15 protein-coding genes are annotated in these 15,878 nt (G+C 57.7%); 5 read left to right on the top strand and 10 right to left on the bottom strand.

Features of this window, described 5'->3' with window-relative positions; translation table 11 throughout:
- Positions 1-38: 38 nt before the first annotated feature.
- Entirely contained in the window at positions 39-458 is a 420-nt protein-coding gene (locus tag B9P63_RS16065; protein ID WP_176219182.1) for an ATP-binding protein, read from the top strand.
- A gap of 365 nt (positions 459-823) precedes the next feature.
- Entirely contained in the window at positions 824-2,401 is a 1,578-nt protein-coding gene (locus B9P63_RS16060; protein WP_085310658.1) for a gamma-glutamyltransferase family protein, read from the top strand.
- Here the strand turns inward: B9P63_RS16060 and hspQ are convergent.
- Positions 2,398-2,724 carry a heat shock protein HspQ gene (hspQ, locus tag B9P63_RS16055; RefSeq protein WP_085310656.1) on the bottom strand — a complete coding sequence of 109 codons (327 nt, stop codon included), beginning with the start codon at positions 2,722-2,724 and terminating at the stop codon, positions 2,398-2,400. The two genes, B9P63_RS16060 and hspQ, sit on opposite strands and share 4 nt — an antisense overlap.
- Positions 2,725-2,808: 84 nt before the next feature.
- On the opposite strand from hspQ, the gene B9P63_RS16050 reads away from it, so the two are divergent.
- Positions 2,809-3,690, top strand: coding sequence for an AEC family transporter (locus B9P63_RS16050; RefSeq protein ID WP_085310654.1), 882 nt, complete (start codon positions 2,809-2,811; stop codon positions 3,688-3,690).
- 88 nt (positions 3,691-3,778) lie between these two features.
- The gene (locus B9P63_RS16045) at positions 3,779-4,372 is read left to right on the top strand and encodes a transglycosylase SLT domain-containing protein (protein ID WP_085310652.1); all 594 of its coding nucleotides are present in this window, start codon (positions 3,779-3,781) and stop codon (positions 4,370-4,372) included.
- Here B9P63_RS16045 and B9P63_RS16040 read toward each other — a convergent pair.
- From B9P63_RS16040 to B9P63_RS16025, 4 genes are all read right to left on the bottom strand, one after another.
- On the bottom strand, positions 4,369-4,974 hold the full coding sequence (locus tag B9P63_RS16040; protein WP_085310809.1) for a LolA family protein: 606 nt from the start codon (positions 4,972-4,974) through the stop codon (positions 4,369-4,371). The two genes, B9P63_RS16045 and B9P63_RS16040, sit on opposite strands and share 4 nt — an antisense overlap.
- A gap of 92 nt (positions 4,975-5,066) precedes the next feature.
- Entirely contained in the window at positions 5,067-8,153 is a 3,087-nt protein-coding gene (locus tag B9P63_RS16035) for a DNA translocase FtsK (RefSeq protein WP_085310650.1), read from the bottom strand.
- 15 nt (positions 8,154-8,168) lie between these two features.
- Positions 8,169-9,359: an aminotransferase class I/II-fold pyridoxal phosphate-dependent enzyme gene (locus B9P63_RS16030; RefSeq protein WP_085310648.1), complete on the bottom strand. Its 1,191-nt coding sequence runs from the start codon at positions 9,357-9,359 to the stop codon at positions 8,169-8,171.
- Positions 9,360-9,470: 111 nt separating this feature from the next.
- Positions 9,471-10,799, bottom strand: coding sequence for an amidase (locus tag B9P63_RS16025; protein ID WP_085310806.1), 1,329 nt, complete (start codon positions 10,797-10,799; stop codon positions 9,471-9,473).
- Positions 10,800-10,842: 43 nt separating this feature from the next.
- Here B9P63_RS16025 and B9P63_RS16020 point away from each other — a divergent pair, with 43 nt between their 5' ends.
- Positions 10,843-12,105 carry an FAD-dependent monooxygenase gene (locus B9P63_RS16020; RefSeq protein WP_085310646.1) on the top strand — a complete coding sequence of 421 codons (1,263 nt, stop codon included), beginning with the start codon at positions 10,843-10,845 and terminating at the stop codon, positions 12,103-12,105.
- On the opposite strand, the gene B9P63_RS16015 is transcribed toward B9P63_RS16020, so the two are convergent.
- From B9P63_RS16015 to B9P63_RS15995, 5 genes are all read right to left on the bottom strand, one after another.
- Entirely contained in the window at positions 12,102-12,293 is a 192-nt protein-coding gene (locus B9P63_RS16015) for a Trm112 family protein (protein WP_085310644.1), read from the bottom strand. The genes B9P63_RS16020 and B9P63_RS16015 overlap by 4 nt on opposite strands.
- Positions 12,290-12,934 (bottom strand): LON peptidase substrate-binding domain-containing protein, encoded by a 645-nt coding sequence (locus tag B9P63_RS16010; RefSeq protein ID WP_085310642.1) that lies wholly within the window; start codon positions 12,932-12,934, stop codon positions 12,290-12,292. The genes B9P63_RS16015 and B9P63_RS16010 overlap by 4 nt, the downstream gene beginning before the upstream one ends.
- Positions 12,935-12,961: 27 nt before the next feature.
- A complete protein-coding gene (locus B9P63_RS16005) occupies positions 12,962-13,876 on the bottom strand; it encodes a tetratricopeptide repeat protein (protein ID WP_085310640.1) in 915 nt (304 codons plus the stop codon).
- Between the two features lie 74 nt (positions 13,877-13,950).
- Complete coding sequence (locus B9P63_RS16000) at positions 13,951-14,739, bottom strand: exodeoxyribonuclease III (protein WP_085310638.1); 789 nt, start codon at positions 14,737-14,739, stop codon at positions 13,951-13,953.
- Between the two features lie 36 nt (positions 14,740-14,775).
- A complete protein-coding gene (locus B9P63_RS15995; protein WP_085310636.1) occupies positions 14,776-15,771 on the bottom strand; it encodes a zinc-dependent alcohol dehydrogenase family protein in 996 nt (331 codons plus the stop codon).
- Positions 15,772-15,878: the final 107 nt, after the last annotated feature.

Below are 15,878 nucleotides of genomic sequence, written 5' to 3'. Positions count from 1 at the left end.
AGTTACACCCCATACCCGAAGCACGGGACGCGCCTGACATGCACTTGGTTTTTCCGGCCAGCGACGAGGCGGTGCGCTGCGCGCTCGCTTCGGTCATGCACGTGCTCGGCGCGCTCGAGGTTGATGCGCTTACCCTCGGGGCGGCCGAAATCGTCCTAGGAGAGGTGGCCAACAATATTGTCAAGCACGCCTACGCGACGATCACGGACGGCACGATCACTTTGTTCTGCCGCAAGGAAGAAGATTACGTCTACTTCGAGTTAAGTGATCATGGATCGCCTCTGCCGGGGCTGAAACTCCCTGCAAAACAGGATCACGATCTAAGCGCGGAATTGAACGCTCTGCCAGAGGGCGGCTTTGGCTGGGGCCTTATTCGCGACATGACACACACGCTAAGCTATCGGCGCAGCGGTGAACGAAACCTTCTGCGCTTTTCCATCCGCGCACAAGACGGCTAGCCCATCGCGCGATTCGCATTCAAGCCGGGCCATGAGCGTTTCGCTTTGGCATCGCGCGTCCTATCTACGACTTGTCACACCATTCGCCGCACTAAACGCCCAAACGTGTAATCCCAACTGATGCGCATCCTGAGCGGAGTAAATCCAGACAAACCAGCGCGACTTGCCGAAAAAATGCCCCAATCCTTCCGCAAATCAGCCCGCTTCCAACGTCATACCTAGTCTCGTAGCTGCATATAGCTTCACTCTGGCGCCGCGTGTTAATTGCCCCCACCCAGTACGCGGTGCCGGAAATACCCCCTCCCCCTGATTGGCAAATCGAAAAAGCCACCCTAGTGTCTGCCTCGACAACACAGTGAGGCATCATGCGCGATTTTCATTTTCCCGGCCGCTCCGAAGTTTTTGCCACGAACGGCATGTGTGCGACCTCGCACCCCCTTGGCGCGGGCGTCGCCGTCGATATCCTGAAACGCGGCGGAACCGCGATGGACGCAGCGATCGCAGGTGCGCTGGTTCTAGGAATTTGCGAGCCCCAGATGACGGGGATCGGTGGGGATCTATTCGCCTTGGTCTCCCCCGCAGGCAGTAACCATGTTCATGCCTACAACGGATCAGGCCGCGCGCCCGCCGCGGCGAATGCTGATGCACTGCGCCGCGCTGGCCATAAAAGCGTGCCATTGCAGAGCCCTGACGCCGTCACAATCCCGACCGCCATACACGCTTTTGCGAAGATGAGCGAGCAATGGGGCAAGCTGGGACTCGATGCGCTGCTCGCCCCAACGATCCACTACGCCGATAAAGGAGTGCCCGTCGCACCGCGCGTGGCATTCGATTGGATCGAAGCTGCGCCGATGCTGCAAGGTCACGGCAAGCGGCACTATCTGATCGACGGAAAAATCCCCAAAGCTGGCGCACTCTTTCGTGCGCCGGGCCAGGCCGAAGTGCTGCGCCGCGTTGCGAAAGACGGCATCAAAGCCTTCTACGAGGGGGAAATTGCTGATGACATGCTCGCCTCCTTGCATGATGTTGGCGGGGTTCACACAGGCGAGGATTTCGCCGCCGTCACCTCAGAGCAGGTCGATCCGGTCAGTGGCACCTACAAAGGGACAGACGTGTTCGAGCACCCACCCAACGGTCAAGGTGCGACCGCCATTTTGATGCTTAACATCTTGAAATATTTTGATATTGCCGCGATGGAGCCCTTCGGCGCCATGCGTGCGCATATCGAAGCGGAAACCGCGAAACTTGCCTATGATGCGCGCAATCGCTTTATCGCGGATCCTGATCATACAGCAAAACTTGATCACATGCTCGCGCCTGAAACCGCCGCGGAGCTCGCCGCGCTGATCAATCCCAAACGCGCAATGGCCTCTGCCGAAAAGCTGAGCGAGGCGGTGCACAAGGACACGATCTACATCACCACTGTGGACAAGGATGGCATGTCCGTCTCGCTGATCTACTCGATTTTCCACGGGTTCGGCTCCGGCATCGCCAGCGACAAATTTGGCATTCTGCTGCAAAATCGCGGTGCGGGCTTTACACTCGAGCAAGGCCATCCAAACGAGCTTGGTGCAGGCAAACGGCCGATGCACACGATCATTCCCGGAATGCTTGCCGAAAACGGCGTGCCGAACATGCCCTTCGGCGTCATGGGCGGGGCCTATCAGCCCAACGGTCATGCGCGATTCCTCTCAAATCTCAAGGATTTCGGCATGGATGCACAAAGTGCAATCGATGCGCCGCGCGCCTTTGCGGACGGTAGCATTCTAAAGGTCGAGAAAGGTTACAGCGATGCTGTGCGCTCCGAGCTATCGGACATGGGCCACACCGTCGAAATCCCGAATGGCCCCATCGGCGGAGCACAATCGATTCGAATCAGCGAGGATGGAGTTCTGATTGGGGCGTCCGATCCGCGCAAAGACGGCTGCGCTTTGGGATTTTAATTCAGCTGAAAATGCAGCGGGTAGGTACCATCCTCGAGAGGGCCGAACAGGTCCTCGATATCGGGGTGGTCTACCGGCTCGCCTGAATAGTCCGCAATCAGGTTTTGCTCGGAAACATAAGCCACATAGTAGCTTTGATCGTTTTCAGCGAGCAAATGATAGAACGGTTGTTCACGCCGCGGGCGGCTGTCCTCGGGGATCGCGTCATACCATTCTTCAGTATTGTTGAACGTGGGATCGACGTCAAAAACCACGCCGCGGAACGGGTGCTTTTTGTGACGGACAATTTGCCCGAGATGGTATTTTGCGTGCGCGGTCATCATTGCATTGCAGCCCCTACATTTGGTTAGTACCCAATTCAAGGGCGACTTGTCCAATATTAGGACGTAACTTTAGGGAAACAGTCTGTGAACCTCATTGTAACAGTGCTCGAAATTGTCGCACCCGTGTTTCTGCTCGCACTAGTGGGATTTATTTGGGTGCGTATGGGGTTCGAGTATCGCGTGCAGTTCGTCACGCGCCTTGCCATGACCCTTGCGGTGCCATGCCTGATATTCACCGCATTGATGCAAACAGAAGTCGATCCGAACGCGCTGACCACGCTCTTTTTTGCCAGCCTCGCCGCCTACGGCGCGATCGCCGCCCTTGGGGCATTGGGATTTTGGCTGGCTGGGCTTTCACAACAAACCTATCTCGCACCCTTCGTTTTCGGTAATACCGGCAACCTTGGCCTGCCTTTGGCACTCTTTGCATTCGGAGCTGAGGGGCTGGGCTATGCGATGGTGGTTTTCGCCGTCATGGCTGTGTTGTCCTTCACCTTCGGCATTTGGGTCGTGTCGGGCGGCGGCAGCGCAATGAAGGCGCTCAAGGAACCTGTGGTCGCCGCGACGCTGCTTGGCGCGCTGTTCCTATGGCAGGGCTGGGAAACGCCTGAATTTTTGACGAACGCACTGGATTTGATCGGTCAAATGGCGATTCCCATGATGCTCATTACGCTGGGCGTCGCCGTTGCGCGCCTCACGCCGGGGCGGATCGGGCAGGCAATCGTGCTCTCGCTGATCAAGCTGATCCTATGCGCCGCCATTGCTTATACCATCGGCACGGCAATCGGCCTTGGCGATATCGCGCGCGCAGTGCTCGTGGTGCAGATCGCAACTCCAGTTGCAGTAACATCCTACCTTCTGGCCGAGAAATACGGCGGCGATGCGGATGCAGTCGCAGGCCTTGTCGTGGTGTCAACCGTGATGTCCGTTGCTGCAATACCGCTTCTACTGGCATTTCTGCTTTAGGCGGTGGCGCTCAAGCGAAAGTCATTTTGCTACGGGCGAAAATGCGCTAAATACAACAAAATATAAGAAGACGAAAAGCGAGAGGCATATGAGCAGATTCTTTCGCGCCCTGGTGATTTTGACCCTGGTCGCATCGTGCGGCGGAGGCGGTGGAGGAGATCGATTCTCGGCGCCCCGCGATCTAGACAACGCGTGCAGCATTGCGCGCGAACGCCCTGAATACATGTCGGCCTTTCGTAAGGCAGAGCGAAAATGGGGTGTGCCTGTGCATGTCCAAATGGCTGCGATGTATCAGGAAAGCAAATTTATCGGAGATGCGCGCACCCCCGTGAAATATACGCTTGGCGTGCTGCCAATGGGGCGGCAAAGCTCGGCCTTCGGCTATGCCCAAGCGCTCGATGCGACGTGGGAAGAGTATCAAGTGGATCAGGGTCGCCGCTCGGCCCGGCGCGACAAGATCAGTGACGCGACCGATTTCATGGGCTGGTACATGACCCTGTCGCGCGATCGCAACGGCATCGCGCTTGATGATGCGACGAACCAGTATCTTGCCTATCACGAGGGACATACGGGCTATCGGCGCGGTACCTTCTACGGAAAAAGCTGGCTGATGCGTGTCGCATCCGAAGTCGGTCAACGCTCGCTGAATTACCGCGATCAGCTTAGAGGGTGCCGACGCTAGCGATCGTTCGCGTTGGGCAGGGCTGTCAGCGGATTAAACAGGGAATTATTCATCTGGGCGTTCTTGTCGAGTTCGCCCAAAATAACCGTTGTGCGGCTTCCTGCATCATCGTTGATCACCCATTGGCGTAGTTCGATCGGGTTGGCCGTGAACACCAGCTGAATGTTGCCATACTCGGGGTGCTCGGGGTCTTGTGCCGTGACCGTAGTGGTCTTGTCATTGCTGGTGTGGCCCACAACCATACGCGCGCGATTTAGGTCGACGTTCTGTTCCAGAATAATCGACAAGGGCGTGCGCGCCAGCGGATAGCTTTCTGGGGATTGATTGGTTTTGGGATCATAGATCACAACAGCGCCACCGCTCGCCAGTACCAACGCTTGTTCAGGTGGATTATACTCAAAGCGAATGCGCCCAGGCCGTTTGATGAAGATCGTTCCAGTCGAAATCGTGCCGTCGTCGTTCACCTGCGTGAAAGCACCCTTGGCGGTGCTCAGCCCGTTCAGGTAACTCGACAGCGCATCTAGCGATATCTTCTGCGCGGCGGCAGGCATCGCAGTGGCCAGCATGATTGCAGCCGCGGGGAGGAGTGTCCAAATCTTCATGAACGTCATTTAACCATTCTCAGCCACAGGTACACCCCACCTATCACTCACTTAAATGAGAGGAGCGGCAATCGCACGCTCCTCTCTAATCGTTACTGCTGCTCAGGCACGAGAATTTCACGTTTGCCCACATGGTTCGCAGGGGACACAAGGCCCTCGTCCTCCATCTGCTCCACGAGGCGCGCAGCTTTGTTGTAGCCGATCGCCAACTTGCGCTGGATATAGGAGGTCGAACATTTGCGATCCTTCACGACGATCTGTACGGCAGTGTCATAAAGCGCATCTTCACCGTCGGTATTGCCACCAAGGCCGAGCACCGTGTCGATGCTGCTCGCGGTATCATCAGACGGGCCTTCGACGACGCCACTCATGTAATTCGGTGGACCGAACTGCTTGAGATGGTTGACGATTTCTTCGACTTCCTCGTCGGACACGAACGGGCCATGGCAACGGGTGATCTTTGCACCGCCCGCCATGTAAAGCATATCGCCCATACCAAGCAGTTGCTCTGCACCCATTTCGCCCAGAATAGTCCGGCTGTCGATTTTCGAGGTCACTTGGAACGAAATTCGCGTCGGGAAGTTCGCCTTGATCGTGCCGGTGATCACATCAACCGATGGCCTCTGCGTCGCCATGATCAGATGGATGCCCGAGGCTCGCGCCATTTGTGCAAGGCGCTGGATGCAGGCCTCGATCTCTTTACCCGCAACCATCATCAGATCGGCCATCTCGTCGACGATCACGACGATATAGGGCATTTTCTCTGGCTGCGTCTCTTCAGTTTCAAAGATCGGCTCGCCGGTTTCATCGTCAAATCCGGTTTGCACAGTGCGCGAGAACATTTCGTTTTTGCCCAAGGCATCCGCGACGCGAGAGTTATAGCCATCAATGTTGCGCACGCCCATTTTGGACATTTTGCGATAGCGTTCTTCCATCTCGCCCACAGTCCATTTGAGGGCAACAACCGCCTTCTTTGGATCGGTCACAACGGGAGACAGCAGATGCGGAATGCCGTCATAAACAGACAGTTCCAACATTTTCGGGTCGATCATGATAAGGCGGCATTCTTCCGGCGTCAGCTTGTAAAGCAAGGATAGGATCATCGTGTTGATCGCCACCGATTTACCCGAGCCAGTCGTACCGGCGATCAAGAGGTGAGGCATCTTGGCCAAGTTCGCCACGATAGGATCGCCGCCGATGTCTTTACCAAGGGCAAGCGGGAGCTTTTGCTGGCCATCGCCAAAATCACGGCTGGCAAGAATTTCGCGAAGCACAACTTTCTCGCGGTGCTCATTGGGCAATTCGATCCCGATAACTGAGCGGCCCGGCACAGTAGACACACGCGCCGACAATGCAGACATGGAGCGCGCGATATCATCGGATAGACCGATCACGCGCGAGGCTTTCAAACCGGGGGCCGGCTCAAGTTCGTACATGGTGACAACAGGGCCAGGACGGACCGAAACAATCTCGCCCTTTACACCGTAATCATCCAAAACCGCCTCAAGCATGCGCGCGTTTTCCTCAAGCGATTCATCGCTGAGGTGATGGCGCTGGATCTCGACTGGGCTTTCCAAAAGATTGAGCGGCGGCAATTCGAACGCGCTCGCACTATCAGCAAATTTAAGCGTTGGCTGCGCTTCGGCTTTAGCACGGGATGAGGGATGAACCACTTTGCGCGCAGGGTGATGCACCACACGTTTGGGTTCCTGAGCAGGAATCGCGGCTTCGGGGACGGGGGAAAATGTCGCCATCGCGTCCTCATCTATGCGCGGTGCGCTTTCAAAACTGGGCGCATCGGACCATTCCGATTGCGGCAGATGCTCCGTCGGCATCGCATCAAACGCGCTTGGCGTCGGTTGATGTATCGGGGCAGGCTCAGCATAGCTGTGCTCCATCGCCATCGGGTCTTGCATATGCAACGCAGGTTCGACCTCAGGCCAAGATTCGAGCACTGGCTCCAACGTATACGCTGGCTCAAGACGTGCAGAGCTAAAGGCAAGGCCCGGCACCAGCGGCACGCTCGTCAAAGCCGGCTCAGCAACAAAGCTCGCGCTCAGCGGCGGCTCCACCCGCATGCTGGGGCGCGCTGTATCCACCAAAAGCGGCGTCGGCCCACGGCCACGCGCGCTTACACTTGACGCAGATGCCACGCGCGGCACCGTGATCGCTGGGCGTTGGCGTACGCGGCTCTTTATCACATCAGAGATCTTGCTTTTGATGCGATCATCTGCGGGCATTTCATCATAATGCGCCGTCTGGATCTGCTCGATCAATTCAGGTTCCGGCATAGGTTCGGGGCGCTTGATCAAGGAGGGCATGAGCGCTCTCAGGCCTGTTTTTTCCTTTTCTGCCACTTGCTCCAGCTCTGCTGCATAAGCAGGCTCGATCACATACTCCGGCTCTGCGTCGCTCAGGCGCGGCTCGTCTGTGATGCGGCGCTCCATGCGCGCTTCGTCCTCTGCCCGCAAAATGGCGCGGCGTTCTTGCTGGCGCGCCTGCATGCTTCCCGCGGCCTTAACCGCGCCGCTGGCACCCTTGCCGATCAAGCGCATACCCATCGCATAGGTCACGACGACCCCGATCGCGAGGAATCGCGCGCCCTCTTTCAACTCATAGCGCGTCGCACCCAGCACGAAAGCAAGCATAGCAACAGCCGCGATCGCCATCAAAAGCGCGATCAGTTTCAAACCCAGCGCAGCGCTGAACGGCAGGAACGTCAAGAATGCACCCAGAACGGTATCGCCAAACAAGCCACCAAGGCCAAAGGTATGCGCCCAAGCCGCGCCCGGCACGAGGCACGAGGCATAGACCGCGCACACGACTATGGCGATTGGCAAAAAGATCAACCGGCCTAACGCGCGCTCGGCACCTTGGTGCAGCACGAATCGTAGACCCCAGCCCAAAGCGGCCAGTGGAATCACCCATGCCGCCTTGCCCACGATCATGAACAGCGGCGCCGCGATTGACGCACCGAACTGGCCCAAATAGTTTTGCACGGGCGCATCCGTCGCCGACAGCCAGCTTGGATCGCTTGGCGTGTAGGATCCAACGATCATCGCCGCAATAATCCCCAGAACGACAAGCGCTGCGCCAATCATCTCTTTGCCGCGCTTTTCAATCATGGCCTGCATGTTGCTGTCCAATAGTGGATCGCGTCCGCGTGCTTGATATGCCATTCTCGTTCCTCGTCTTTATGCGAACAGACAGTCGCGGATTTTGATCAATCCACGCTGCATTTCGTCTTTTGGGGCCACCATGGCGACCCGGATATACTCTTTGCCAGGATTGCCCTGATCGGTGTCTTTGCTCAGATATTCACCGGGAAGCACGCGCACGCCCGTCTCTTTCCAAAGTTTGAGCGCGGCCTCTTCACCATTCTCGACAGGCAGCCAAAGGAAGAACCCGGCCTCTGGCGCTTGGTATCCCTGCACATTTGCAAAAACCTCATCGGCGATGCCGTACTTTTCCTGATAAAGCGCGCGGTTCTCGTCCACATGCGTCTCGTCTGCCCAGGCCCGCTCTGCCACCTTTTGCAAAGGCAAAGGCAGAGGAGCGCCAGAATAGGCGCGCAGTTGTTTAATGCGTTTGATACTGTCAGGGCCACCAGCCACAAAACCGGAGCGTAGCCCGGGCATGTTCGAGCGCTTCGAGAGAGAGTGGAACACCAGCACGCGTTCTGGATCAGCGCCCATGTCCTGCGCGACCCTTAAAGCCCCGACAGGGGGCGCATCGCGGTAAATTTCTGAATAACACTCGTCCGCGAAAATCTGGAAATCATACTGCTCGCCAAGCGCAATCAGATCACGCCAGAACGCCTCGGGCGCCACCGCCCCCTGCGGATTTGCGGGCGAGCACATATAAGCGATGCTGGTGCGCTTTAGCACATCTTCGGGCAAAGCCGTGAAATCAGGCAGATGACCGGAAGCCGCCGTCGCGTTTACAAAATGCGGCTCTGCATTCACAGAGATCGCCGCGATCATGTAAACCTGATAGAACGGATTGGGGGTCAAAACGATCGGCTGCGCGCCATTTTTCGTTTCAGGGCAAAGCGCCATGGCCGCATTATACAGCCCCTCACGCGTGCCATTGAGGGCCATCACTTGCGTCGCAGGATCAATCACCGCGCCAAAGCGGCGCCTTAGCCAGTCGGCGATCGCTCCTTGCAGCTCAGGCGTTCCATCGTTCGCAGGGTAGCTGTTAAAACCAGCAACATTCTCGGCAATAATGCCCGAAACCCAGTCAGGAAAAGGATGTTTCGGCTCGCCAATGGTCATGTGCACGACATCGCTGCCCGCTTCCAAGCGGGGCTTATGATGGTCCAATAGCGCACGCAAACGCGGGAACGCATAGGCCGGAAGGTTCGAAAACCGCTCGGGAAACATATTTGACTGCCTCAATATCGGGATCGTTAGCGCCCCGTTTGAGACCAAAGTAACCTAAGGCTGTGCCTCGCGTCCAACAAAAACCGCAAGTTTTCGAATAACTTGTGGCATTTAGGCCAATGCTGCCTCTGCCGCCGCCCCCAACCGCAACAGCCGCTCTTCGTGCAAGGGCAGCGCAGTGAGCATAATTCCACAGCTTGGCGTGCCCGTGGGCAGCGTCAGCGCGCAGCTGCCCATCAAATTCCCGATCCGCGTGTTGCGCAGGGCCTTCAGATTTCGCTCGACGTAATAGGCTTCATCCGCTGCCAAATCGGCGATCGATGGTGGCATGATCGCGCAAGATGGCGTTAGAACCGCGTCAAAACCGGCGATCCGCGCATTCCAGATCGCGCGCAGCTTGTGCAGTACCTCCCACGCAGCGACAAAATCAGGCGCGGAAAAATCTGCGCCCGCACGAAACCGTCCCAAGACTTGCGCGAACATCACGTCCGGGTCGCCCTCGATCACATCGCGCCAGATACCATAGGCTTCGCCCGGAAACAGTGGACCCGCTTGGGAGATTGCTTCGAGCAGTTCAGGCGCTTCGATCCTTGTGATGTTGGCACCAGCCTTCTCGAGGTGCGCAATCGCGCTTTCAAACGCGGCAAGCGGCTGCGCTTCGACTTCGTCCAGCGCAAGTGTCTCGAGCACGGCAAAATGCGCGCCTTGCAAGCTGGCACCGCGTAAATCCGGGCCTGCGCGCCCCTCCAATACGCCCAGCGCAAGCGCAGCATCCTCAATCGTGCGTGCCAAAGGACCGACCGTGTCGAAACTTTTCACCAAAGGCACGACTCCTTGGAGCGATATCCGCCCAGAGGTGGTTTTAAGGCCCACCAGATCGTTCCAGACCGACGGAACCCGCACGGAGCCACCCGTGTCAGAGCCAATCGCAAGCGGCGCAAGGCCAAAGGCTACCGACGCCGCAGCGCCAGAGGAAGAACCACCGGACACAGCCTCCGGATCATTGATGCAGGGCGAGGTTTGTGTGACAGGATTGTAACCCAGACCCGAAAACGCCAACTCGCTCATATGGGTCTTGCCAAGGCACACCGTGCCCAGGGCCGTGGCCGCCCGCAAAACTTCTGCATCAGCGCGGGGAATACGGTCTTTGAGCAAAGCGCTCCCCGCCTCCGTCGCGACGCCTGCGGTATCGAACAGGTCTTTCCAGCTGATCGGCACCCCGTCCAGCGCAGAGCGCCTTTGCCCTGCTTTGGCGCGCAACGATGCCGCTTTCGCCTCGCCTGTGGCGCGCTCCGGAGTGAGGCGCGCGTAGATGCGTTGGCTCATCGGGTGGGATGCGGCCGCATCCAGATAGCTCTCGGCCAAATCTACTGGGTCAACCTTACCCGCGCCAATCGCACGCCCCAGCGCAGCGGCACTCATCTTAAGCCAATCTTGCATTGCATCCCTCCCGTTTGCGCGGACGGTAGCGGCACAGCGGCGCATGGACAATCCTGCTTGCACCCCCATATTGCGGGGCATGACATTTGACAGCGATCTCATCATCATTGGCGGCGGCCTGAACGGCCCTGCCCTCGCCCTTGCCGCCGCGCAAGATGGGCTTACCAGCACCGTTATCGACGCGCTTCCACTCGCAAGCCGCAAAGCGCCCGATTTTGACGGGCGCTGCTACGCGTTGGCGCTTGCCTCCCAGCGCTTGCTGGCCGCGATCGGGCTGTGGGACGGTTTGGCCGACAATGCTCAGCCAATGTTGGAAATCAAGGTCACCGACGGGCGCGCGGGCGAAGGGTCATCGGCTTTTTTCATGCACTTCGATCACGCAGAAATCGAAGAAGGGCCAATGGGCTACCTTGTCGAGGACCGCTATTTGCGCCGCGCTTTCCTTGATGCAATGGAAGCTGAGCCGTTGATCAACCTGCGCCACAGCGAGACGGTCGTTGCGCAAGACACCAGCCCGCTTGGAGCGTCCGTCGAGCTTGCCTCTGGCGAAACTTTAAGCGGGCGCATCCTTATTGGTTCGGACGGGCGGCGCAGCGGCACCGCAGAGCGCGCGAAAATCAAACGTACCGGCTGGAGCTATGGCCAGACCGCACTGGTCTGCGCAATCGAGCATGACAAACCCCACAGCGGCATAGCACATCAGTTCTTCATGCCTTCCGGCCCTTTGGCGATTCTGCCACTGACCGGCAATCGCTCTTCTATCGTTTGGAGCGAAACCGAGGCAAACGCCCAGCGCATTCACGCATTGCCCGATGCAGATTATCTCGACGCCCTGCGCCCCGCCTTTGGTGATTTTCTTGGCGACATTACGCTCGCTGGCGCGCGCTTCACCTACCCTTTGAACCTGACCATCGCCAATCGTTTTATCGACGAACGCCTCGCCCTTATTGGTGATGCGGCACATGGCGTGCATCCAATTGCCGGACAAGGTTTGAACGCGGGTCTGCGCGATGTGGCCGCCTTGGCCGAAGTGATGATCCTGGCGCAGCGTCGGGGCGAGGATATCGCCTCACCCCTCGTGCTAGAGCGCTATCAGCAGTGGCGCCGCTTTGACACGGCAACCCTCGCGATCGCAACAGATACGTTCAACAAGTTGTTTTCAAATGACAATTCACTGCTTCGCATAGGGCGAGATCTAGGCATGGGCCTCGTCAATGCTATCCCCGGCCTGCGCCGCAGCTTCATCCGCGAAGCGGCGGGCCTTACGGGCGATTTACCAAAATTGATGACAGGCCGCGCGCTTTAATCAAGCGCGCGCGCCTCGTCGATCAGCATAACGGGAATGCCGTTGCGAATGGGAAAGGCCAGGCCGGCCTTCTTGGACACCAGTTCTTGCGCGCTTGCGTCATACTCGAGCCGCCCATGGGTTTGCGGACAAATCAACGCCTCGAGCATATGCGGGTCAAAGCCGGGGGCGTTCGGTTCAGTGTTCATTGCATCATTTCCTCTGCATCGCCGCCGCGCAGAAAATATTCGATCAAAGTGACCAATGTTTCACGGCGCGTGGACAGGCTCGGTGCTTCCAAAAGCGCCTGTTTGTCCTCTGGTTCAAAGTCCAACATCATCGACAGCGAGTTGATCAACAACTCGTCGTCCGCTTCCTTCAGCGTCTCCCAATCCGCGCTTAGATCGCGAATGGTGAAATACTTCGACAACAGGTTAAGAAAACCGTCGCGATCATACTCCAAATCCGCCTCGCCTGCGTTGCGGTCTTGCTCGAAGCCATCCCAATTCACCTCGACCCGGCGATAAGGCATGAAGCCATCCACTTCGCCAATCAAGCGAAACCGTGACACTCCCGCAAGCGTGAGCATGTACCGCCCGTCCTCCATTTCGGAAAACTGCGTAATGCGACCTGCACAGCCAATCATGTGCAAGCCGTTTTCATCCCCCGTGCGCCCCGGGTTTGGCTGGATCATCGCGATCAAGCGCCCTTGGGTTTTCAGCGCGTCATCCACCATGGCAAGGTAACGCGGCTCGAAGACATGCAGAGGTAAGCGCGAACGCGGCAAAAGCAGCGCGCCGGGCAAAGGAAAGGCCGGAAGCAGGTCCGGGAGATCACCAATTTTTTTCATGATAGGCAATCTAGCGCGCCGCCCGGATCAAGCAAATATCATTGAGCTAAGTTTGCGCCGCCCATTCAAAACAATTGAATCTTCAGGCTTGAGTGAATCAAAAATAGTGAACAATTGCGTCTTGGCTGCGCCCTCGTTCCATTCGCGATCACGGCGGAAAATTTCCAAAAGCGCGTCAACCGCCTCTTGGGTCTGCCCATTGGCATTTAGCGCAACCGCCAGATCAAAGCGCGCCTGATTGTCTTCTGGATTGGCCTCAAGCGCTTCCGCCAGTTCGGCCAAAGGCCCCGCCTCTGCCGCTTGGCGCGCAAGTGCGAGTTGTGCGAAGGCTGCTTCGATCATCGCATCGGTTGAGATTTCCACAGGCACGCCGTTCAGAACCGCCTCCGCCTGATCTGCCTCGTCCAGCGCCAAATGCGCGCGCGCAAGCCCCGCATAGGCTGCCGCGCACTGATCATCCTCCTCCAGAATAGCCGCAAAGGTTTGCGCGGCATCGCTTGCCTCGCCCTCGTCAAGCATCGCCTCTGCCGCCTCGATCGCATCGTTCAAACCGCCCGACGCATCGCCGCCGCCAGCCTCAATCACGCGCGCAACAAAGGCTTTGATTTCAGAGGGTGGCAAAGCGCCCTGAAAGCCATCTATCGGCTGACCTTTGTAAAAGGCGAAGACTGCCGGAATCGACTGGATTTGCATTTGGCCCGCGATCATCTGGTTTTGATCCACGTCGATCTTCGCCATTTTCACCGCGCCATTCGCAGCCATGACTTCAGCCTCCAAAGCCGGGCCCAGCGTTTTGCACGGCCCGCACCAAGGTGCCCAGAAATCGACGATGACAGGCATCAGGTCGGACGCTTCCACCACGTCTTTCATGAACGTATTTTCGTTCACATCCTTGATCAAATCGCCCGCTGCCGGTGCTGTGCTTGTGCCGAGTTCAATCATCGCTCATCGCCTTATTTATCTGTGTGTCCTGCTCTAGATGGCGCATCACTCTGGCTTTCGCAAGGGTCGCGGCCCTATAGATCGAAGGTCGCAAAAACCGGAGCATGATCCGATGGCTTTTCCCAACCGCGCGCATCGCGCAGCACGCGGCTGGAATGCGCCGCTTGCCGGATATCGCCCGTCGCCCAGACATGATCGAGACGGCGGCCCTTGTCAGCACCATCCCAGTCCTTTGCGCGGTAGGACCACCAGCTATAGAGCTTGCCCTCGGGAATATCCGCGCGGGTGACGTCATGCCAATCACCTGCCTGCATAACATCGCCTAGATGTTCCACCTCGATCGGCGTATGGCTCACGATCTTGAGCAGTTTCTTATGATCCCAAACATCATCCTCGCGCGGGGCAATGTTCAGATCGCCAACGAGAATGCTCTTTTCCGGGCTGTTCGCTTTGAACCAATCCCGCATCTCAGTGAGATAATCGAGCTTTTGCCCGAACTTCTCATTCTTCTCGCGGTCAGGCACATCCCCGCCAGCGGGTACGTAGAAATTGTGGATAGTCACGCCATTGTCAAGCTGCCCGGCGATATGGCGCGCGTGGCCAAGCTGGGCGAAATCCTCTGCACCCACCTCTTTGATCGGCAGTTTGGAAAGGATCGCAACGCCGTTATATCCCTTTTGACCCCGCGCAACCATGTGCGTGTAGCCAAGCGCATGAAAGGCTTCCAATGGGATCAACTCAACAGGCGATTTGCATTCCTGCAAGCACAACACATCGGGCGCATCATCCTGCAAAAGTTTGCACACGATCGGCTCGCGCAGACGCACGGAGTTGATGTTCCAAGTGGCGAGAGTAAAGCTCATGGCGCGTCCTTAAATGTGAGGTCGCGCCAAACTAGCCTAGATGCCGTTCGGCGCAAGCAGCACTTTGCCCGCGCGCTCACCCGCCCATGTGTAGCGCGCCGCCTCTGAAATTTCCTCAAGCGAGAAATGGCGATCAATCGGCGCATACAGCGTGCCCATGGCGACAGCTTTGGTCAGGGCCGCGTAGACGCCCATGCGCTCTTCCTTGCTAGCGCGTTCGAACCAGTTAACCAACCAGAAGCCGCGCACATGCACGTTGCGAAAGATCATCGCACCCGCCTGCATCGACGCTGGCTCATTTGACATCGCACCATAATTTACCAGGGTTCCACCAACCTCTAAACTTTCGCCAAGACGCCCGAATGTCTCGCCTGCAACTGCATCCAGCCCGAGTTTCATCTTCGCTCCGCCCGTTGCTTGCTTGACGCGTTTCACCAAGTCAGGCCCATCGACCAGCACGACATCCGCGCCTTGATCCAAGAGCCCCTGAACAGCACTTTCTCGGCGCACGACGCAAACAGTTTTAACACCCATCGCCTTTGCCAGCTGCACCACATAAGTGCCAACGGCGGAATTCGCAGCGCTTTGAATGACCCAGTCACCCTGCGCCAAAGTCACGAAATCCGTCAACAAAAGCTGCGCCGTCGCAGGGTTCACCATCATCATCGACAGTTGATCGATATCGCCCTCCGGCATCGCGATAAACGCGCCAGCCGAGGCGACGACCTCGCTGCGCCAAATCCCGATGCCCGCAGGCAAAAGCACAAGCTGACCAACCGCAAGCCCACGCGCATCGCCGCTCACCTCAGTGATCCGCCCAATACCCTCATTGCCCGCAATCGCCGGCAAAGGCGGACGCACACCATAGTTGCCCGATATTTGAATCAAATCCGACGGATTGATCGGCGAGCGCAAAACATCCGCACGCGCTTGCCCTGCCTCTAGCGTCTCGCGTGGCACTTCCTCCAAACGCAGCACCTCCGTTGGATCACCAAACTCAGAATAAACGACTTGCTTTACCATCTCAGACATCACGCAGGCTCCTTGTAAATTACTCGATCAAGATGACCCTCTTGCGGCGCCAAGTTAACCCCGCGCGCCGCAACGTCACGCTTCATCTTCCCGAATAAACTTCGGGG

Origin of the sequence: Planktotalea arctica (assembly GCF_002105285.1) — a bacterium.
In the GTDB taxonomy this organism is placed as follows: domain Bacteria; phylum Pseudomonadota; class Alphaproteobacteria; order Rhodobacterales; family Rhodobacteraceae; genus Planktotalea; species Planktotalea arctica.
Note: the sequence above shows the minus strand (reverse complement) of the source record. Positions and strands in the feature narration are given on the sequence as shown.